The sequence below is a fragment of the Chitinilyticum litopenaei DSM 21440 genome (assembly GCF_000428145.1).
Taxonomy (GTDB): Bacteria; Pseudomonadota; Gammaproteobacteria; order Burkholderiales; family Chitinibacteraceae; genus Chitinilyticum; species Chitinilyticum litopenaei.
In genome coordinates this window covers 16,541-35,047 of sequence record NZ_ATZJ01000033.1, presented here as the reverse complement: position 1 = coordinate 35,047, position 18,507 = coordinate 16,541, and the positions used below count along the sequence as shown (strand labels likewise).

Genomic DNA, 18,507 nt, shown 5'->3' with positions numbered 1-18,507 from the left:
CTGACCCACGACCAGCCAACTGGCCCCAGCCCTTTTCACTGCCATGCTCAGCACAAGCCGCCGTTCACGCTGATGACCTGCCTTGTCGTATACGCCGCGCCATCGCTCACCAGATAGGACACGGCCGCCGCCACCTCGTCGGGCGTGCCGGCGCGCTGCATCGGAATCATTTTGCGGATTTCGTCCAGCGCCGGCAGATTTTCCGTCATGTCCGTCTCGATCAGGCCGGGTGCCACGCAATTGACGGTGATCCGCCGGCTGGCCAGCTCCAGCGCCAGCGCCTTGCAGGCGCCGATCAGCCCGGCCTTGGATGCGCTGTAATTGACCTGGCCGCGATTGCCGATCAGGCCGGAAACCGACGCGATCGCGACGATGCGGCCCGGACTGCGGCGGCGCACCATGGGCATGGTCAGCGGGTGGACGACATTATAAAAGCCGCCGAGGTTGGTCTGCAGCACGATATCCCAGTCGCCGTCCTCCATCGCCGGAAACGCGGCGTCGCGCGTGATGCCGGCATTGACGACGACGCCATACGGAGCACCGTGCTCCGCCACATCGGCTTCGAGCGCCGCGCGCGCGGCGTCGCGGTCACTCACATCGAAAGCAATCAGCCTGGCCTTTCTGCCTTGCGCGATGATATCCGCCTGCAGTGCGCGCGCCGCCTCTGCATTGCGGCGGTAATGCAGCAGCAGGTCAAAACCGTCGGCGGCGAGCCGCAGCGCGATCGCGCGGCCCAGGCCGCCGCTCGCGCCTGTCACCAGTATCGTTTCGTTCTTCATTGCTCTTCCTGTTGCCCAGCCAGAAAAGCCTGCGGATCGGCGGGCTGGAAACCGTTGATCTTTGCCGTCGCGAACACCGCCGTTTCGCACTCGATGCGGGCCTCGTAAACGGCCATGCCGTTCTCGCCACGTATCGCCTCGACGACGTTCACGCTCAGCACTTGCCCGGGGCGAAACACCGGAACCGCGCACGCATACTGCCTTGTTCCCAGCAGAAAGCCGATCTTCGGCGGCAGGCCGGCGTCGCGCCGCAGGCAACCGTCGAGCGCGGCGACGGCCTGCGCCATGTATTCGATGCCAACCCAGGCCGGAACGCCGCCGTGCTCCGGGTCGTTGAAGAGCCCCTCGGCCGGCACGGTCAGTTCGGCAGTGAGCCGCTCGGCGTCATAGCCGACGATGCGATCGAGCAGAATCATCGGCGCGGCGTGCGGCAGCACCTCGGCAAGGGAATGCATCAGGACGCGGCTCCATCGCGGCGTTTGAGAATGAGGCTGACATTGTTGCCGCCAAAGGCAAAGGAATTGCTCATCGCCGCGCGCACCGCATAAACCTCTCCCTGACGCGGCCAGTTCAGTGCCGGCAGCGTTTCGTCGGCACAGCCGTCGTTGACCTGAACCGGCAAGGCCGTGTGCGGATTTTGCAGCAAGAGCCAGCAAAACGCAGCCTCGATGGCGCCAGCGGCACCCAGCGTGTGCCCGGTCAGCGCCTTGGTCGACGAGGCCGGCGGCAGCGCCTCACCGAAGACCGCGGCAACGGCACGGCTTTCCATTGCGTCGTTCAGCGGCGTCGCCGTGCCGTGCAGGTTCAGGTAGGTGATGTCGGCCGGATCAAGCCTTGCATCCTGCAGCGCAGCCCGCATCGCGGCGATCGCGCCCAGCCCGTCCGGGTGCGGCGCCGAAATGTGATGCGCGTCGCTGCTGCTGCCTGCGCCGGCCAGGCCGACAGCCGCCGGCTCGCGGCTCATCACGAACAGCGCCGCGCCCTCGCCGATGCTGATGCCGTCGCGATTGGCGCTGAAGGGATTGCACGGCGTGGCGCTGACCGACTCCAGCGCGGCAAAGCCGTTGAGCGTCAGCCGGCACAGGCTGTCGACGGCGCCGCAGAGCACCGCGTCGGCGATTCCGAGCCTGAGCAGGCGTCGCGCGGCAATCAGCGCGCGCGCACCGGACGAGCATGCCGTCGAAATGACGTAGGCCGGCCCTTTGAGGCCGTGGAGTTCGGCCAGAAAGCGCGCCGGGTCGGCCATTTCCTGGCGCAGATAGCTGTAGCCGTCGGGAATGCGCCCCTGTTGCAGTTCGGGCATCGCCGCTTCGCTCTCGGCGACGCCCGAAGTGCTCGAACCGAGGACGACGGCGACGCGCGCGGCGCCAAGCCGTACGACCAGCTCGCGGATTTCCGCGTCGATCTGCCGGCTGGCGGCCAGCAGCAGGCGATTGTTGCGGCTTTCGAACTGCGCGAGTTCACGGGGAAGCTCGGGCAACTCGGTCGCCACCGCGCCGACCTGTGCCGGCCTGTCCAGCCAGCCTTGCGGCGCAGGCTGCAAGGCGACGCGCGCGGCGATGAGCCCCGCCAGATTCTCGCGCTGCCCGCACCCCAGCGGCGTGACGATTCCCAGTGCGTTCAGATAGGCCATCATTCCGGCAACACCTCGACGCTCAGGCGATAGGCAGGCCGGATCAACACGATGCGCCCGGTTTCGCGAACGAGCTTCGCCTCTTCCCTGCCCCGGTAAAACCAGGCGCTTTGCCCGTCCGGCAGCGCCATCCTTTTCCAGCCCGGCCTGGCCGTCACGGCCTCGGGCCGGGCGAGCATTTCCACATGCACCATTTCGATGTCCGCCCAGACCGCTTCCAGCGGCATCGCCGCCGGCCACAGCGGGCCGGCCTCGGCGTCCAGCTGCGCACCGTGGCGGCGCATCGCGAAAAGTCGCTGGCCGGTCGGCGTGATCGCCACGACGCGCAGCGTGTCGCCGTCGCTTTCCAGGCGGGCGGTAAACGCGAATTCGCGATCGCCGGCCACAAGCGTCACCAGCTCGCTTTGCGCGAGCACGCCCAGCTGGGCAACGGGAACCATGGGCGCCGGCGGCGGCGTGGCGCACGCGGCCAGCAGCATAGCGAGCAGCATCAGCCATCGTTTCATCGCGCCTCCTCCGCCCTGTCGCCTGGCCTGGCCAGCGGCGCAAGGACAAAGGCGAGCGAAATGCCGAACAGCAGCATCAGCCCGAAGGAGCGCGCGGCCGGCAGGCTGGACATTGCCAGCAGCCCGAAAGACAGCAGCGTCGTGCTCGAATCGAGCGCCACGCCAAGCATGGCCTGGCGGCTGTCCTCGCCGGACTCGCGGAAAAAGATCGCGTAATCGATCCCCAGCGCCAGCACCAGCAGCAGCGCGAACGCCGAAAAAATATTGAGCGCCAGCCCCAGCCAGCCAAACAGCGCCAGCGCGCCGCTTGCGGCGAGCACGGCCGGCAGCAGCACGAGCGCCGCGCCGCGCCAGCCGTGCCTGGGCGCGAGGATCATCAACATGACGACGAGAGCCGCCGCGCTCAAGCCCAGCGCCAGATTGCGCGAAGCAGCCATCAGCTGGGAGACCTCGGCGCTGCGGTCGACCCAGCTCACCCCCGCCAGCCCGGCCGATTCCGGCAAGGCGGCGAGCTCAGCGCGATCGCGGATTCCGGACAAGAGCACCAGCGACGCCTCCCTGTTTCCCACCCTGCCCAGCCACAGCACGCGGTCGGCGCGGCCCAGCGGGCTGGCGAGCCAGTCTTCCGGGCTCACCGCGGTGGCCAGCCGCAAGGCTTGCGCATCGGCGGCGATGGCCGCCGGCGGCACGCCCAGCTCATCCAGCCAGCGACGATAGGCGGGCTGCGCCAGCAGCGACTGCCACTGCGCGATGCGCTCGCGCTGCGTCGCCGTGTCGGGCAACAGCTCGGACAGGCCGCGAGCGCCGCCAAGCTGGCCGGATTGCCGCACGGTGCGCAGCGCCGCCAGCAAGGCATTCTCCCTTTGCAGGACTTCGTCGGCGCTCGCGCCTTCGACCAGGTAGAACTGGCTTTCCGGCGCGCGGGCAAACAGCGACTTGATCCGCGCATCGTCGGCGGCCAGGCGCGCGTCCTGGCTGTAAAAGCTGCGGATGTCGTCGCTGGCGCCCAGTTGCCAGAGCCCGGCAAGCACCAAGGCCGCAAGCGGCAACAGCGTCCAGCGCAATGCCTTGGCAGGTATAGCCTCATAAGGCCTCATGAAAAAAGCAGCCAGCGACATACCCCTGGTTGCCGGCGTGTAATGCCGCAGGATGGCCGGGAATGCCATCAGCACGGTCAGGAAGGCGGCCAAGAGGCCGAAGGACGAAAACACCGCCACCTCGCGCAGGCCCGGAAACGGCGCCAGCGCCAGCGCCAGATAACCGGTCACGCTGGTCAGCATGCCGTAGAACAGCGCGGGCCTGAGCTGGCGCACCGCCCGCGACATCGTCCAGTGCTCATCCGCGCCCAGGCTGTCGGCAAAGCAATGCGTGCCATAGTCGATGGCCACGCCGATCAGGCTGGCGCCGAACACCAGCGTCAGCACATGGATGCTGCCCATGATCTGCACGGTCGCCAGCGTGGCGGCCAGCGTGGCGATGGCCAGCGGCAACAGGCACAGCGCGATCGCGCTGAAGCGCCGGAAGGCCAGCCACATCAGCAGGATGGCGCCCAGCCAGGAACCGATGCCGATGCGGCTGATTTCGCCCTTGGCCTGCTTGGCTGCGGCGTCGGCGTGCAGCGCGATGCTGCTCGCCAGCACCTGGGCGTCGGGCCCCGCCGCCGTGCGCGCCGCGGCGATCGCCGCCGCAACCGGCGCCGGCCCGTCGCCGTGGTCGACAAAGGCGCCGCTGCGGTTGCGCGCCTCGAGCACGGCCCAGGCCTTGCCTTCACCATGCACGACGGCAATGCCCTGCTCGATATCGACGCCGGCCTCGCTGCGCCGCGCGAGCAGGTCGCCGGACAAGAACAGCGGATCGCGCGCGAGCAGCGCCGCACGCGGCCCGCCCAATGGGCCGAACAACTGGGCGGCGGCGTCGCCCAGCCCCGCGTCCAGATCGCTCTCGAGCGCGGCGAGCCGTTGCGGGTCGGCCAGTGCGTAGCGGAAAGCCAGCGCGCTCTTGAGGCCGTCAGCGAGATCGCGCTGCAGCGTCACGGCGCTGAAGGCGCCGCTGTCATTAAGCGCCCGGGCTGCACGGCGCGCAGCGGCGATGGCGCGATCCTTGTCGCTCGCGCCGACGAGCAGCACGCTGCGCTCGCCCAGCTGGCGATCGAGATGGCGGATCGCGGCCTGCGCGACCGGGTTGCGCTCGGTTTGCGGCAAGAGCGCCAGCAGGTCGGTCTGCAGCGGCAGGCCGCGCTGCGCGATCAGCCCCAGCCATGCAACTATTAGCAGCACGCCGGCCAGCCAGATCGCGAACAGCCGGTTCTCGGATGGCCGATTTTCGGTCGGGCTTGACGCGTTCATTTCAGCGCAAACCTGCTTTCTTCATCGGCGCTCAGCGCGCCCGCCTCGCGCACCTTGCTGAAGGTGTAGACGGTGCGGTCGCCGTTCTTCTCGGCGATGTCCAGCCGCTCGATCGCGCGCGACCCGGACAGCGTCAGCGTGCTGGCGAAACTGGCGAACAGCCCGCCCCGGGGGGTAAGCACCAGCTGCCAGCTCGCGCCGCTGACATTGCCGGCAATCATGAAATCCTGCTCCAGCGCCTTCCAGTCGTTGCCGACCAGCGCCATGAAAATCCGCGAGACCGCGCTGTACGCCGGCTGGGTCTGCGCATCGACCTTCAGCACCGTCTTGCCCCTGACCTGCTGCACCAGCGTGGTCGCGGTGATCGTCGCATCCGAGGCGTACGGCTGCTCGATGCGCCACAGGAGACCGCGCTCCTTCAGGTAAACGAACTGCCCGCTCGCGCGCAAGGGCTTGCTGAGGCTGGCGATGCGCTTTTCCTGGCTGAATTCGCCGCGCTGCGCGTCGCGCAGGCCGGTCCGCTCGCGCACCTCGTCGATCAGCCCGGCGTGCGCGGCGCCAACAAAGAAAACACTGGCAAGGACAAGAAAAGCGATGCGTGTCATGGCTTGGGCAACCCCAGTTTCTCGAAAAGCACGTCCGGCGAGACAAAGCACATCTCGCGCGTCGCGATGCTGACCGCGACCTGCGTCGTCGTCGCCTTGGTCAGCAAGGCGCCAGTCGCGGCGTCGTGGATGCGGTAAGCGATCTTCAGGCGGTTTTCCCACTCGACGATGGTCGCGCTCACGCGCAGGCGCTGGCCAAACGCGGTCGGGCGCGAATAGCGGATCGCCAGATCGATCACCGGCCAGGCATAGCCCGACTCGCGCATTCCCGGATAGTCGTAGCCGAAGCTCCCGAGCAAGGCGCTGCGCGCCAGCTCGAAATACTTGACGTAATGGCCGTGCCAGACGATGTCCATCGGGTCGATGTCGTGAAAGGCTGGAGTGAGCTCGATGCTGTGCGTCAGCCGCGCATCCTGGCCGGTGTTCAGGCTGGCTTGCATGTCGCCCCCGGCACGCTGAAGCCCCGGGCCTGGATGGCCGCGATCACGGCACGCAGGTCGCCATCCAGCGCGCGGTCCTCGCTCAAAGGCTCGGACAAGGCGCGCACTTCCTGCATCAGCGCGGCGACGCCGGCGGACAGCGGCGCGGCACTCGCTTCGCCCGCGTCCTGCCCGGACACCCGCAGGCGCAGCTCGACCCCTTGCACGGCGGCAAGCGCGTGCGCGGCGACGACCTGCTCGGTCAGCTGCAGCACCCGCAAGGCATCGCGCGCGGCGATGGTTCCCATGCTCACCTTGTCCTGGTTGTGGCATTCGGTCGAGCGGCTGAACACGCTCGCCGGCATCGTCAGCTTCAGCGCCTCCGCCGCCCAGGCCGACGCGCCGATCTGCACGGCCTTGAAGCCGTGGTTGATCGCGGCGCGCTCGCCACTCGCCCCGGACAGATTGCTCGGCAGGCCGTGGTTGTAGCGCGTGTCAACCATCAGCGCGAGCTGCCTGTCCATCAGGTCGGCCAGGTTGGCGACGCAGTTCTTCAGGCTGTCCATCGCAAAGGCAATGTGCCCGCCGTAGAAATGCCCGCCGTGCAGCACATGCTCACCCTCTCCATCAATGATCGGGTTGTCGTTGGCGCTGTTCAGTTCGTTCTCGATGAAAGACCGCAGCATCGGCAGCGCGTCGGCGAGCACGCCGATCACGTGCGGCGCGCAGCGTATCGAGTAGCGGTCCTGCAGGCGCAGTCCTTCGCGCGGCGCTTCGCCGGCCTGCAGGTCGTCGTGCACCCACGCGGCGACCGCGTTCTGCCCCGGATGCGGCTTGACCGAGAACAGCCGGGCGTCGAAGTGGTAGCTGTTGCCGTCGGTCGCCAGCGACGCGAGCGCGGTCAGGCGCGAGCACAATTTGACAAGGTATTCGGCGCGGCTGTAGGCAATGCACGCCAGCGCCGTCATCACCGCCGTGCCGTTCATCAGTGCCAGGCCTTCCTTGGGCGCCAGCGTCAGCGGCGCGACGCCCAGCTCGGGCAAGGCTTTCTCTGCAGGGTATAGCTCGCCAGCCCTGTAGACATAACGCTCACCGGCCAATACCGCAGCCACGTATGACAAGGGTGTCAGGTCGCCGCTCGCTCCGACCGAGCCTTCTTCCGGAATGAGCGGGACCAGATCCTCGTTGATCAGCATTGCGAGCCGCTCAAGCAGCAGCCAGCGCACGCCCGAATAGCCCTGTGCGAGCGACAGCAGCCGCGCCGCCAGGATGGCGCGGCCGGTGTAGGCGTCGAAGAAGGCGCCAAGCCCGCAGCCATGGTAGGTGTAGAGATGCCGGGGCAATTCGCCGACCAGCTGCCGGGGAATGCCCACCGTGCACGAGTCGCCGTAGCCGGTCGTCACGCCGTAGATTTCGCCGTGCTCGGCCAGCAGTGCGTCGAGAAAATCGCTGCCGGCGTTCACGCGGCGGCGAAAGCCCGCGTCGTCCGCCAGCGCCACGCCGGCGCCGCCGGCGACCGCCAGGATGTCTTCAATGGTAAGACGGTCTGCGCCGAATTCGATACAGTCGCGCCCGGAAGGCTTAGTCATCGCACGATGCCCAGAAAGGATAGAAATTGAACCACTGCAAGGGTGCGCGCTGGCAATGCAGCGCGAGCCGGTCGGCAAAGCGCTGCGCCGACGCGCTCATCCAAGCATCGCGCTCGTGGCGCGCGATGCGCCGCGGCTCGGACAGCGGTTCGAAAAAAAGGCGGAAGCCGCCCGGCTCGCGCGTGCACAGCGCCAGCACCAGCGGGCAATTCATCAGCAAGGCCAGCAGGTGCGGCCCTTGCGGCAGGCGCGCGCGAGCGCCGAGAAAATCCACGTCCAGCGTGCGCGCGCGGCGCTCGAAGCCGGCCGGGACCCGGTCGGCCGCGATCACCAGCCATTCGCCGTCGGCGACACGCTGCGCCAGGTCGGCGGCCAGCCCCGCGTCGAGTTCGTCGACCTGCAGAAGCCTGATCCGCGCCGCGCCGCCCTGCTCGCCCAGCAGGCGGTTGAACGAGGCCGCGTGGCGAGTGTGGACGAGGATGGTCAGCCTCAGCGCGGGAATGTCGTGGGCAAAGGCCTGCATGGCCTCGGTATTGCCCAGGTGGGCGGTAAGCATGATTCCGCCCTCGCCCGCAGCCAGCCGCGCCAGCATGGCGTCACGGCCTTCGCTGCCGGCCAGCGGAACGGCCCGCCCCGACCAAACGTGCAGCTTGTCGAGCAGGGTTTCGGCAAAGGCGAGGTAATGCCGCCAGGCCAGCCGGTAGCCGGGAACGAGCTTGAGCTGTGGCGCGCTGGCGGCCAGCCTGTGCAGGTAGTCGAGCGAGGCCTGGCGCTGCACGCGGCCAAAGGCGAAGAACCACGCGAGCACCGGCGTGAGGCACACCAGAAAGGCGCGCCGCCCGCCCAGCGCGTACACGGCCAGCAGCAGCTTCATGCCGGAATAGGCAAGGCGCCCGCCGCGCTCTTTCTGCCGCGCCCAGCTCATCGCGTTTTCCTTGCGATCGTTCGCCGGATGTTTCGCCGGATATTTCTCCAGACCAGGCGCGGGCTGCGCCAGAGCATGCCGAAGAAAAGTCGTGCGTGCATGCCTGAAATCAGCGCGTTGTCGCGCCACAGCGCGAAATGCGAAACGCCATCGAGCGGGTAGCTGACGGCGGTGGGCAACTGGCGCACCGGCACGCCGGCCCAGTGCAGCCTCACCATGATCTCGGGGTCGAAATCCATGCGCTGCCCAAGCCGGCAGCGCGCCAGCAACGCCAGCGTGCTCGCCAGCGGGTAGACGCGAAAACCGCACATCGAATCGCGGATGTCCAGCGACAGCGTGTTGATCCAGATCCACACATGGGTCAGGTAGCGGCCGTAGAGCCGCCCCTTGGGAACGGAATCATCATACACGGGCGCGCCGGAAACCAGCGCCTGCGGCTCGGCGCGCGCGGCCTCAAGAAAACGCGGGATATCACGGGTATCGTGCTGGCCGTCAGCGTCGATCTGGACTGCATGCGTATACCCAAGCTCACCAGCCAGGCGCAGCGCCGTGCATACCGCGCCGCCCTTGCCCTGATTGCTGGGATGCCGGTGCAGAGTGACCCAGCCGGAATTCGCATCGGCGAGCGCGACCAGCGCCTGCCGGCAGGATTCGGCGCTGCCGTCGTCGACGAGAATGCACGGCAGCGCGTGCGCCTCGATTTGCCCGAGCACGCGGGCAATCGCGTGTTCATGGTTGTAGACCGGGACGACGATGCAGGGGCGGAAATCGCTCATGGCGCGAACACCAAGCGGCCCGAGGAATGGTTTCCGCGCCCGGAGCGGTAGGTAAACGATAGCCTGCCCTTGCCGGCATCCCAGTTCAGCTCCAGCTCGACCTCGTCGCCGGGGCGGATGACCTGCTGGAACTTGACCGCCTCCATGCGCTGAAAGGTCTTGCCCATGGCGAAGCAGCGGCTGGCCAGACCAGCCGCCCAATGGATCTGCGTGACACCGGGCAGAATCGGCGCTTGCGGAAAATGCCCTTCGAAAAACGGGATGTCGGCAGCGACGGCCAAGCGCAATACCGCACGATCGTCGCCAAGCTCCTGACTCAAAACCAGCGGCTCGCGCCTGTCCCGCGCATCGGCAAACAGCGCTTGCAGCGCGGCCTGTGCCACCTTGCCCTGCGCGTTTCGCGGCAGCGCGTCGACAAAGCGCCAGCGCCGCGGAATCGCCAGCGCATCGAGCGCACCGGCCAGTTGCTGTCGCAAGTGCCTGCCGAATGCCGATGCGCCCATCTCGGCCAGCGCGGCACGGCCCGCATCGCTGGCGACCACCACCGCGCAGACCTGCTGGCGGCCATCGCCGGTTTCGGCGTAGACCGCCGCATCGACCAGCTCATCCAGAGCCAGCAAGGCCTGCTCGATACCTGCCAGCGCGATGCGCCGCCCTTCAATCTTCACGATGCGGTCCAGCCTGCCCAGCAGCGCAAAACGGCCATCGCCGTCAAAGCGCACAGCGTCGTCCATACTCTCCCAGCCTGTGTGCCCCAGGTGCGGCGATTGCACACGCAAGGCACCATCCTCGCTTGCTCGAACCAGCACGCCCGGCAGCGCCAGCCAGTCCTCGGGCTGTTCCCGCCAGGCCACGCCGCCGGTTTCCGACGAGCCGAAGATTTCCGTTACCGGCACGCCGGCCAGCGCATTAAGCCTGCGCGAGCAATCCGCCGGCAAGGCGCCGGCCGAGCAAAACAGCGCGGCCAGCCTGCCGTGCAATTCGTGCCAGGGCAGCGCGTCGCCAATGCGCTTGTAATGTGCCGGCGTAGCGACCCAGGCGACGCGAGGGGCCAGCCGGCTTTGCGCGGCCAGCTGCTCGGGAAAGAACGCCGTTTCGGCCATGAAGGGGCGGCCCGCGAACAGCGGCCAGAGCACGCGAAACAGCAGGCCGTAGAGATGCAGTGGGCTGACACAGCCAAGCATCAGCGCGTCGCCCAGGCGCGCGCCAAAGAGCGCCTCCAGCGCCAGCGTTTCGGCATGCAGCTGCCGCAGCGTCTTGGCGATCGCCTTGGGCGCACCGGTCGAACCGGAGGTATACACCAGCACGCGGTTTTGCATGTCCAGCGGCTGCAAGGGGGCCGCTTCGCCAGCGGCCAGCTCGGGCAGGCAGAATGGCGCTGCGGCCGAATCGCCGAGCAGCGGCATCGTCACGGCGCCGCCCAGATGCACACGCTTGCCGGCCTGCCAGGCGGCGAAGAGCCCGACGGCAAACCAGTAAGCATTTTCCGTCTGCAGCGCCAGATCATCGTCGCGGCACTGCCTCAGCGCCGTGCAGACACCGGCAACATCGCGGGCAAAACGGCGATTGTCCACCCAGCCGTCCACGCCCAGCGCCAGCGGGTATGGCTCGTGAAGACGTTCAAGCCAGCGATTCATGCCACACCGGCGCGCACAAGCAGGCGCTTGCGCAACAGCCATTCGCCAGTCAGCAGCGCGCTCATCAGCACGTAGGCGATCAGGCCGTTGTACAGCGTCCAGTGTTCCCAGCTCGCATGGCGCGCCGTCCACAGCGCGGCGAGGCCATTGGCGACAAAGAACGCGCACCAGACCTGCGTGAGCCTGCGCGTGTAGCGCACGCCTTCGGCGGGCAGTTCGGGGTCGGACAGGCGAGCCAGCCGCTCGATCAGCGTCGGCGGATAAAGCAGGCTGGTGGCAAACAGGATCAGCATGGCGGCATTGACGGCGACCGGGTAATAACGCAGCGATTCGACGCTGCCGCGCAGCAGCAGCAGGCCGGCGAACAGCAGCAGCAGTAGCGCCTGCAACCAGGCGCCGGAACGCTTGCCCGCACTCAGCGCGCGCAGCACGGCCATCAGCGCCAGCAGCCCGGCGAACGCCACGGGGCCCGTGCGGCCGAGCAGCACATACACAAGCAGCGGATAGGCCAGGCAAAGCAGCAGGCCGGCCAAGGCAAGGGCCTTGCGCAAGACGGCTTACTGCTGCAGCTTCAGCACGGCGTCGACAACGTCGCCGACGGTACGCACCTGCTTGAAGTCTTCGGGGCTGATCTTCTTGCCAACCAGCGAGCGGATCTCAGCGGCAAGATCGACGGCGTCGATGCTGTCGATTTCAAGATCGTCGTAGAGCCGTGCCTCGGGCGTGATGCGCTCGGGCGCGATCTCGAAAAGATCGGCGAGAATGCGCGCGATCTCGTTGTAAGCGGTTTGCTTGTCCATAGTCCTTAGCACTTGTTCATGATCGTTTCACCGCAAGCGCAGCCCGCGGCGAGCAACTACAGCGGCCTGTCACGGGGCGATCGCTTGTCATGCCTGGCCGGCACGCTGGGCCTGCACCAGTTCGGCCAGCGCACGGATCGAGGCGAAGTGGCGGCGGTTTTCGGCTGCATCGCTTTGCAACTTGATGCCATAGCGTTTTTGCAGGCCGACGCCCAGTTCGAGCGCATCGATCGAATCCAGGCCCAAACCGTCGCCAAACAGTGGCGCATCGCTGTCGATGTCGTCCGCGCCGACATCCTCCAGATTCAGGGTTTCGATGACGAACAGCTTGATTTCGGAGATGAGTGCGTTATCCACGCTCGAGTTCCTGCATGTAAAAGTCGACGAGGTCGTTGTTCAGCCGGCGCGCTGCGAGCGGGCCGCTGCTGGCACGGCGGTATGGGTCAAGCTCGATGTCGCCGCCGACGCGCATGGTCATGACAAAGCGGCGAGGCGGGATTTTGTACCACTTCACCTGCTTGGTCAAAGTGGTGGGGGAAACGGTAATCACTACCGGAGTCAGTATCCGCGCCGCCTTGACGGCAAGAGTCGCCGCGCCGCGCTGAAAGACCGGACGGCAACCCGGTGTGCTGCGCGTACCCTCGGGGAAAACGATCAGGCAATCGCCGCGCCGCAATGCGGCAACGCCGTCCTCGACCATTTGCGCGCTGTCGCGATTGGGAATGAAACCTGCCGCGCTCACCGGGCCGATCATGCACGGATTGCGCCACAGGCTGCTCTTGACGATGCAGTTGGGCTCGCGGATGTGCGCCATCATGAAGACGACATCGAGCAGGGACGGATGGTTGGCGACGATCAGCTGGCCAGGGCGCCCCAGGCGCTCCTGCCCTTCGACCTTCCACTCCATTATCCCCAGCCAGCGCATCCAGTGCATGAACAGCAAAAAGGTGCCGTGCACGAGCCGGCGCGCGCGCGCCTGCCGCTGCTCGGCAGGAATGAAACGGTTCAGCAGGGGAAAACACAGACCGAGCAGCGAGCCGCCCAGGCCAAATGAGCCAAAGGCAATTGCCGTGCCGCACAGACGGCCCAGCCAGTCGATGCGCGCCCTCATACCCTCTCCCATTGCCAGGCCATGTTTTCTCCGGCCAGGCACAAGGTGGCGCTCTCACCCAGCCACCAGCTTTGCCAGGCCAGCACCGGGTCACGACACGCATCACCGCGTTCCGACAGGGCATGCAGCCGCAGGTTCGGGTTGCCGCTCTCCAGCAGCAGGCCCAGCGCATAGGGCTCGCCCGGTTCATCGGCGAAGGCAGCAAATTCCGGCGGAAGGGTTTCGTCGGCGACGATCACGAGAACGGGGGTACGAGGGTCGTAAGCCAGCATGCCCTGCGCTTCCAGCAGGGCCATGGGCAGCGTATCGCGACCGGCGGCAACCGCGCTGGTCTCGCCGGTCTGCCCCTGCAGGATCGACCACAGGCCGGGCAAGGCATTGTGCACCGAGTGGCTGAAGGCAGCAGGTGAAAGCGGCTGTTCCTCGGCCAGGGCGGCGAGCATGGCGGCAGTGCTGCGGATTTCGCCGTGACGCGAGCCGAATACACAGCGACAGGCCGGCGCGTCGGGCTGCAGCTGGCCGGCCACTTGCATGGCCATGCGCGCCAGTGGCGACAGGCGTCGCCTGCTCATCGCCGCAACGGACGGCAAGGGCGGCGGACCATCGAGCTCCGGTCGCCAGCAGGCGCTGCCAGCCACCCGCAACGGGAGCGACCACTGGGATTGTGCGAAAGAATACACGGTAGGGGCCACGGCTGGGCAAGCGCGGAAAGACACGCACCAGCGTCAGAATCAGATAAAACGGCTGTAATTTTGCCACAGGTTGTCAGCAAAAACCATGACGGCGAACTGGGCGGCATCCACTGCACTGGCGCTCATTTCTCGAAGCGCAACAGCGAATGCGACAGACCCAGCCCGTCATGGACGCCGACCAGCTTCAGGCCGGCCTTTTCCGCACACTCGCCGTACTCGCTGGCGCGGTAGATCTTGCTGTTGCCGCTGGCCATTGCGGTGAAGTACGGCGAGGTATTGATCAGGCAGAACGCGGCGATGTCGAACTGCTGCCTGTCCCAAAAGGTATCGAGGATGTAGAGCCTGCCGCCGTCGGCCAGCGCATCGGCGGCTCGCGCCAGGATGCGGGCAATTTCGGCCAGCGAGAAACAGGACAGGAACTGGCTCATCCAGATCGCATCATGTCCGCCGGGCAGCCTCAGCCCCTCGTCGAGCAGGTTGCGCGGCGCCAGCGTCACCCTGTCCAGCAAGCCTTGCTCGGCCAGATTGCGCTGCGCGGCATCAAGCTGGATGGGCAGATCGACAAGCGTCAGCTCGACATCCGGGTGATGCTCGAGACACAGCCGCGCGAATTTCCCGGTGTTCGCGCCGACGTCCATCAGGCGGCGCGGCGGCGCGGCAAACAGCAGCGGCAAGGCTTCGGGAAAGGCCGAGTCGGAATAATGGTGGTCGAAGTCGAACCACGACGTCCGGGCCGGCTCGGGCAGATCGGACAAGCCCTCGTAGATGCTCGACCAATCGCCCAGATGCTTCAGCCCCAGTGGTGTTTGCTCGTCGAGACACGCCTCGAGATCGAACAGCCCCTGCCAGCACACATCCTGCACCCAGTTAAAATTGATTTGCGTGAGCCGGTCGTTGACGAGCATGTAGCCGGTTTTTTCCAGCACCCAGCAGTCGTTGTCCAGCGCCACCACGCCGGCGGACAGGCAGCTTTCCAGCAGCACGTCCAGCGCATAGGTGCTCAGGCCCGATTGATCCTGCAACTGCCCGGACGTCATCGGCCCTTGCGCCAGCGTGGCCAGCAGGCCCTTTTTCCACGCAATGCGCACGCACTGAAAAACGACGGGGCCAAAAGCAATTTTCTGCGCTTCGAAGCGAGCAGCAAAGGCCGAGCAATCCTGGGCGAATCGGCGATCTTTCAGTTTCACGACTTATCAACCCATCACGTTCACGCATCGTGTGGGCGGTGACCGCCTTGCCCGATGCACCTATTAGAAAGCAAAAGAGGCCGGCTGACGCCGGCCTCTTGCCCATTTCTGGTGCCGTTGAGGTGAATCGAACACCCGACCTACTGATTACGAATCAGTTGCTCTACCGACTGAGCTACAACGGCGCACAGGCATTATTACACCTCAAATGCCGGGTTTTCTGCAATCCCGGCGTTGGCTGCGCCAGAGCAACAGATCGATCTCCGGTTCGCTTTCGATGTCGTCCGCGGCCGGGACGCGCACATCCAGGATGCGCAGGCAAAGCGCCCGGCCCTGATGACGGGCGAGCCTGCCGCCGACGGGAACGGTCTGCGGGTGGCCGCCGGCATCGGCCAGCATGGGGCGATCCTGCCAGAACAGCGTCCAGCCTTCGGGCAGACTGGCGCCCGGATGCAGGCCGGCGGCCAGCAGCAGCCAGTCGCGCCCGTCGCGCTGCAGGTAGAGACGCGTTTGCGGGCCAGCCGGGTGGGCTTCACGCTGCGCACGGGCGCTGAGACGGCGTACGTCGACCCCGTTCGCCAGGCCGGCGTTTTCGATGCTCAGCGTGTGATCGCCCAACTCGAACTGCAGCAGCGGCTCCTGCTGCTGCCAGTTGCTGACCGGGCCGGAGATGACCGTATCCAGCGGCAAGGGTCCGATGCGCAAGGGGGCGGCCTGGCTGGTCATGGCGAGCGCGCCCGCTGCAAGCGCGACAGCGCAGTTAGTCAGCACGGACATGCGGCGAAGCCCTCCTCAATTCGTCGAAGAATTCGGCCGGTGGTGCCTCTTCTTCTGACACTTCAAACCGGTCATGCATGAAGGCGCGCGAGTGCTGGGGCGGGCGGGCCTGCGTGCTGGGCTGGCTGCGCAGCATGGCCACACCGGCTGCGCCCTGGCTGGTGCGCGCAAAGCGCATCGTCAGGCTGGTCCAGTCGTCGTAATCCTGCAGATAGCCCATGACGCCGTCGCCATTGAGATCCAGCGCGTAGGCCGCCGTATTGAGCGCCTTGCTGTTGTTCCAGTCGGCGTAGGCGCCGCCTGCTGCACCGCGGCCGATATTGTCGGACTCGAGCAGGCTGTTTTCGTTCAGCCGCGCGCCGCTGCCATCGGAATAGTCGATGCGGAAGGTATTGCCGCAGGGGCTACCTTCGATGCTGCAGCTGGACAGATACCCCTTGCTGGCCAGATAGCGCTGCGCCGGGCCACTGCCATTGCCGCTGTCACCCATGCCACGCAGCTGGTAGAGGTAATTCATGATGCTGTAGTAGTTCGGCTTGTTGTTGGCGTTCTCGAAGCCGCCGTGACGCAGGCCGAGGTTGTGCCCCAGCTCGTGCATGATGGTACCGGCCTGGTAGTTGATCAGCCGGTAGCGGTTGCTGGCCGTGCTGCTGTTCAGCCCCCACTTGCCCAGCGACACGATCAGGTCGTTGCCGCCGATTTCGGCCACGCCCGACGAACCCGAGCTGCCGTCGGCGTTGCGGCTGCTGCCCATCAGCAGGTAGTGGAAAATCTGGCGGCGGCGCACGTCCATGCTGCTGGCCTTGTAATCGGCCAGCGCCGCGCAACCGGCTGGCGGGCTGAGGTCGACGCAGGCCGAGAACGCGACCTGCCGGCCACCGCCCAGATTGAAATTCACCGGGCTGAAGGTGCCGGAATACAGGCTGCCGGCGTCGAAGATCACGTCGATATTGCGCCGCGCAAAGGCATCGGCCACCGCCTGCAAGGCTTCGCGTTGCGGGATCACGCCCTCGTCGCTGCTTTGCATGTGATCGACCTGGATGAGGATGGCCGGGCGCCCGGCGCGCACGCCCATGCCATAAAGATCCAAACCCGCGTAAGTACCACCGGCGACCTTGGCGCTGCTCGGAATGCCGTCGCCGTCGCTGTCGGTCGCGCTGGCCGGCACGTCATTGCGCCCGCCCGGCGTCGAGAAGGCGACGCTTTGCCAGTCGGCCGCGCTGTTGCTGTCGCTGGTCTGCGTGAAGTAGCGCACCAGTGCATAGCCGTAAGTGGCCGGAATCGCCACGGCATTTGCCCCGCTCCACGCGCCTGCGCTCAGCGGCTGTTCGCTGCTGCCGCCAAAGCGCACGAAGTCGAGCGTCTGGCCGTTGCGCACCAGCTCGATGGCGCCGGATGCGCTGGTCCAGCGCGGGTAATTGCTGCTCTGGCCCAGATAAACAATTTGCGCGTTCGCGATCTGGCCGCGCGCGCCGGTGGCCGCCGCGGCGACAAGGAAGGCACCGGGCGGCAGGCTGCCGCTGCCCAGCGCAAACTCGCTGACGCTGCCGGCGCTGCCGCGGATGCGGGCGCGGATGTCGGCGAGGCTGACCGCGCTGCTGCCGGCGTTGCGGATTTCAAACCAGCTGCCGCTGCCATTCGGGTCGCTGGCGACCTCACTGATCTGCAGCCCCGCACCGGCAACGGGTGTCGGTGTGGCCGTCGGGGTTGGCGTGGCTGTGGGTGTTGCGCTTGGCGTCGGGGTCGTGCTTGGTTTTGCCGTCGGGGTTGCGGTAGCCGTTGGCGTCGCAGTGACGACCGGGGTCGCACTGGGCTTGGCAGTCGGCACGGCGGTCGCGGTGGCCGCAAGACTGGGAGTAACGCTCACACCACAGACGCCCAGATCTTTCCAGACGCCGTAGTCGCCGGTTGTTCCGGGCTCTTCGCCACGCGTCCACCATTTGGCCTCATAACTGCGCCCGCCGTGGCTGACGCGCTGGCCGCCGGTATAAGCCGTCGTGGCAAGCCAGGCCGTGGCGCAAGCCGTAGCCACAGCAGGAGCGCCAGTCGGGCTGGCCGTCGGCAGCGGGGTTGCGGTCGGGGTCGGGGTCAGCAAGGGGGTCGCGGTGGCGCTTGGTCGCACAGTCGGCACCGGCGTCGGTGAAGGCGTTGCCGTGACGAGCGGTGTGGCGATGCTGCCGCTTGCGCAAGTACCCAGCTCGAGCCAGACACCCCATTGCCCGGTACTGCCAGGCACGTCGCCGCGAGTCCACCAGCGGGCCTCGTAATTGCGGCCCTGGTGGCTGACCCGGTTACCGGCGACATAGGTATTGCCTGCCTGCCAGGCCGCGAGGCAGGCCGAATCGCCGGCAAGCCCTGCACTGGTCTGGCCATCGGCAGCGGCGCCACTCAGCGGCCGCCATAGCGATGGCGCGGCCGCCGGATTCCAGCCCGCGCCACTGTATGCGGAGTGCGCAAGCAGCGCGGCATAGCGCTGCCCGGCGAAAACCACCTCATCGCCACGGTGGTAGGTTCTGTTTTCCTCCCAGCCAGGCGCGGCCCAGGCGCTGCCGGCCAGGCTGCTGATGCCGGTCAGGAGCAGGCCGGCCGTACGAATCGTCAATGGTTTGCGCAACGTCATTCCCCAAATTGCTTGCCTGACGGGCGCCAGACCGAAACCGGAGGCTGGCGCGGTGACGCGGCGCGTCCAGGTCGAAACCCGTTTTCGCACCGCGCTTTGCCATGTG

At 66.9% G+C, this 18,507-nt stretch carries 19 protein-coding genes and 1 tRNA gene; all 20 read right to left on the bottom strand.

From position 1 onward, the window contains the following. Nucleotides 1–47 precede the first annotated feature (47 nt). Nucleotides 48–779, bottom strand: a complete 732-nt coding sequence (gene fabG, locus C515_RS0112480) for a 3-oxoacyl-ACP reductase FabG (protein WP_028455809.1) — start codon at nucleotides 777–779, stop codon at nucleotides 48–50. After that, nucleotides 776–1,234: a hotdog family protein gene (locus C515_RS0112475; RefSeq protein ID WP_028455808.1), complete on the bottom strand. Its 459-nt coding sequence runs from the start codon at nucleotides 1,232–1,234 to the stop codon at nucleotides 776–778. The genes fabG and C515_RS0112475 overlap by 4 nt, the downstream gene beginning before the upstream one ends. Then, nucleotides 1,234–2,415 (bottom strand): beta-ketoacyl-[acyl-carrier-protein] synthase family protein, encoded by a 1,182-nt coding sequence (locus C515_RS0112470; protein ID WP_028455807.1) that lies wholly within the window; start codon nucleotides 2,413–2,415, stop codon nucleotides 1,234–1,236. Before C515_RS0112470 ends, C515_RS0112475 begins: the two co-directional genes overlap by 1 nt. Then, on the bottom strand, nucleotides 2,412–2,918 hold the full coding sequence (locus C515_RS0112465) for a DUF3261 domain-containing protein (protein WP_028455806.1): 507 nt from the start codon (nucleotides 2,916–2,918) through the stop codon (nucleotides 2,412–2,414). The genes C515_RS0112470 and C515_RS0112465 overlap by 4 nt, the downstream gene beginning before the upstream one ends. Continuing rightward, nucleotides 2,915–5,263, bottom strand: a complete 2,349-nt coding sequence (locus C515_RS0112460) for an MMPL family transporter (RefSeq protein ID WP_028455805.1) — start codon at nucleotides 5,261–5,263, stop codon at nucleotides 2,915–2,917. The genes C515_RS0112465 and C515_RS0112460 overlap by 4 nt, the downstream gene beginning before the upstream one ends. Next, nucleotides 5,260–5,868: an outer membrane lipoprotein carrier protein LolA gene (locus tag C515_RS22610; RefSeq protein ID WP_051304901.1), complete on the bottom strand. Its 609-nt coding sequence runs from the start codon at nucleotides 5,866–5,868 to the stop codon at nucleotides 5,260–5,262. The genes C515_RS0112460 and C515_RS22610 overlap by 4 nt, the downstream gene beginning before the upstream one ends. Next, nucleotides 5,865–6,308: an acyl-CoA thioesterase gene (locus tag C515_RS0112445; protein ID WP_051304900.1), complete on the bottom strand. Its 444-nt coding sequence runs from the start codon at nucleotides 6,306–6,308 to the stop codon at nucleotides 5,865–5,867. The genes C515_RS22610 and C515_RS0112445 overlap by 4 nt, the downstream gene beginning before the upstream one ends. Further along, entirely contained in the window at nucleotides 6,293–7,876 is a 1,584-nt protein-coding gene (locus tag C515_RS0112440; protein ID WP_028455802.1) for an HAL/PAL/TAL family ammonia-lyase, read from the bottom strand. Before C515_RS0112440 ends, C515_RS0112445 begins: the two co-directional genes overlap by 16 nt. Further along, nucleotides 7,869–8,801 carry a lysophospholipid acyltransferase family protein gene (locus tag C515_RS0112435; RefSeq protein WP_028455801.1) on the bottom strand — a complete coding sequence of 311 codons (933 nt, stop codon included), beginning with the start codon at nucleotides 8,799–8,801 and terminating at the stop codon, nucleotides 7,869–7,871. Before C515_RS0112435 ends, C515_RS0112440 begins: the two co-directional genes overlap by 8 nt. Then, nucleotides 8,798–9,577 carry a glycosyltransferase family 2 protein gene (locus C515_RS20890; RefSeq protein WP_043649380.1) on the bottom strand — a complete coding sequence of 260 codons (780 nt, stop codon included), beginning with the start codon at nucleotides 9,575–9,577 and terminating at the stop codon, nucleotides 8,798–8,800. The genes C515_RS0112435 and C515_RS20890 overlap by 4 nt, the downstream gene beginning before the upstream one ends. Further along, a complete protein-coding gene (locus C515_RS0112425; RefSeq protein ID WP_028455800.1) occupies nucleotides 9,574–11,214 on the bottom strand; it encodes an ApeI family dehydratase in 1,641 nt (546 codons plus the stop codon). Before C515_RS0112425 ends, C515_RS20890 begins: the two co-directional genes overlap by 4 nt. Continuing rightward, on the bottom strand, nucleotides 11,211–11,765 hold the full coding sequence (locus C515_RS0112420; RefSeq protein WP_028455799.1) for a COG4648 family protein: 555 nt from the start codon (nucleotides 11,763–11,765) through the stop codon (nucleotides 11,211–11,213). The genes C515_RS0112425 and C515_RS0112420 overlap by 4 nt, the downstream gene beginning before the upstream one ends. 6 nt (nucleotides 11,766–11,771) lie before the next feature. After that, on the bottom strand, nucleotides 11,772–12,014 hold the full coding sequence (locus C515_RS0112415) for an acyl carrier protein (RefSeq protein ID WP_028455798.1): 243 nt from the start codon (nucleotides 12,012–12,014) through the stop codon (nucleotides 11,772–11,774). A gap of 87 nt (nucleotides 12,015–12,101) precedes the next feature. Then, complete coding sequence (locus C515_RS0112410; RefSeq protein ID WP_028455797.1) at nucleotides 12,102–12,371, bottom strand: phosphopantetheine-binding protein; 270 nt, start codon at nucleotides 12,369–12,371, stop codon at nucleotides 12,102–12,104. Continuing rightward, nucleotides 12,364–13,125, bottom strand: coding sequence for a lysophospholipid acyltransferase family protein (locus C515_RS0112405; RefSeq protein WP_028455796.1), 762 nt, complete (start codon nucleotides 13,123–13,125; stop codon nucleotides 12,364–12,366). The genes C515_RS0112410 and C515_RS0112405 overlap by 8 nt, the downstream gene beginning before the upstream one ends. Beyond that, a complete protein-coding gene (locus tag C515_RS20885; RefSeq protein WP_281170865.1) occupies nucleotides 13,122–13,763 on the bottom strand; it encodes a beta-ketoacyl synthase chain length factor in 642 nt (213 codons plus the stop codon). Before C515_RS20885 ends, C515_RS0112405 begins: the two co-directional genes overlap by 4 nt. Nucleotides 13,764–13,939: 176 nt before the next feature. After that, nucleotides 13,940–15,004, bottom strand: coding sequence for a class I SAM-dependent methyltransferase (locus C515_RS0112390; protein WP_028455795.1), 1,065 nt, complete (start codon nucleotides 15,002–15,004; stop codon nucleotides 13,940–13,942). A 109-nt stretch (nucleotides 15,005–15,113) separates the two neighbouring features. After that, nucleotides 15,114–15,189 (bottom strand) — tRNA-Thr (locus C515_RS0112385). 19 nt (nucleotides 15,190–15,208) lie between these two features. After that, the gene (locus tag C515_RS0112380; RefSeq protein ID WP_028455794.1) at nucleotides 15,209–15,781 is read right to left on the bottom strand and encodes a hypothetical protein; all 573 of its coding nucleotides are present in this window, start codon (nucleotides 15,779–15,781) and stop codon (nucleotides 15,209–15,211) included. Then, on the bottom strand, nucleotides 15,765–18,401 hold the full coding sequence (locus tag C515_RS22605) for a carbohydrate-binding protein (RefSeq protein ID WP_051304898.1): 2,637 nt from the start codon (nucleotides 18,399–18,401) through the stop codon (nucleotides 15,765–15,767). The genes C515_RS0112380 and C515_RS22605 overlap by 17 nt, the downstream gene beginning before the upstream one ends. Nucleotides 18,402–18,507: the final 106 nt, after the last annotated feature.

Bases quoted from the DNA above. Each gene is read 5' to 3' on its own strand.
- C515_RS22605 (WP_051304898.1), bottom strand. From the start codon at position 18,401: ATGACGTTGCGCAAACCATTGACGATTCGTACGGCCGGCCTGCTCCTG.
- C515_RS0112445 (WP_051304900.1), bottom strand. From the start codon at position 6,308: ATGCAAGCCAGCCTGAACACCGGCCAGGATGCGCGGCTGACGCACAGC.
- C515_RS0112380 (WP_028455794.1), bottom strand. From the start codon at position 15,781: ATGTCCGTGCTGACTAACTGCGCTGTCGCGCTTGCAGCGGGCGCGCTC.
- C515_RS20890 (WP_043649380.1), bottom strand. From the start codon at position 9,577: ATGAGCGATTTCCGCCCCTGCATCGTCGTCCCGGTCTACAACCATGAA.
- C515_RS0112405 (WP_028455796.1), bottom strand. From the start codon at position 13,125: ATGAGGGCGCGCATCGACTGGCTGGGCCGTCTGTGCGGCACGGCAATT.
- C515_RS0112470 (WP_028455807.1), bottom strand. From the start codon at position 2,415: ATGATGGCCTATCTGAACGCACTGGGAATCGTCACGCCGCTGGGGTGC.
- C515_RS0112415 (WP_028455798.1), bottom strand. From the start codon at position 12,014: ATGGACAAGCAAACCGCTTACAACGAGATCGCGCGCATTCTCGCCGAT.
- C515_RS0112425 (WP_028455800.1), bottom strand. From the start codon at position 11,214: ATGAATCGCTGGCTTGAACGTCTTCACGAGCCATACCCGCTGGCGCTG.
- C515_RS0112460 (WP_028455805.1), bottom strand. From the start codon at position 5,263: ATGAACGCGTCAAGCCCGACCGAAAATCGGCCATCCGAGAACCGGCTG.
- C515_RS0112440 (WP_028455802.1), bottom strand. From the start codon at position 7,876: ATGACTAAGCCTTCCGGGCGCGACTGTATCGAATTCGGCGCAGACCGT.
- fabG (WP_028455809.1), bottom strand. From the start codon at position 779: ATGAAGAACGAAACGATACTGGTGACAGGCGCGAGCGGCGGCCTGGGC.
- C515_RS0112475 (WP_028455808.1), bottom strand. From the start codon at position 1,234: ATGCATTCCCTTGCCGAGGTGCTGCCGCACGCCGCGCCGATGATTCTG.
- C515_RS0112465 (WP_028455806.1), bottom strand. From the start codon at position 2,918: ATGAAACGATGGCTGATGCTGCTCGCTATGCTGCTGGCCGCGTGCGCC.
- C515_RS22610 (WP_051304901.1), bottom strand. From the start codon at position 5,868: ATGACACGCATCGCTTTTCTTGTCCTTGCCAGTGTTTTCTTTGTTGGC.
- C515_RS0112435 (WP_028455801.1), bottom strand. From the start codon at position 8,801: ATGAGCTGGGCGCGGCAGAAAGAGCGCGGCGGGCGCCTTGCCTATTCC.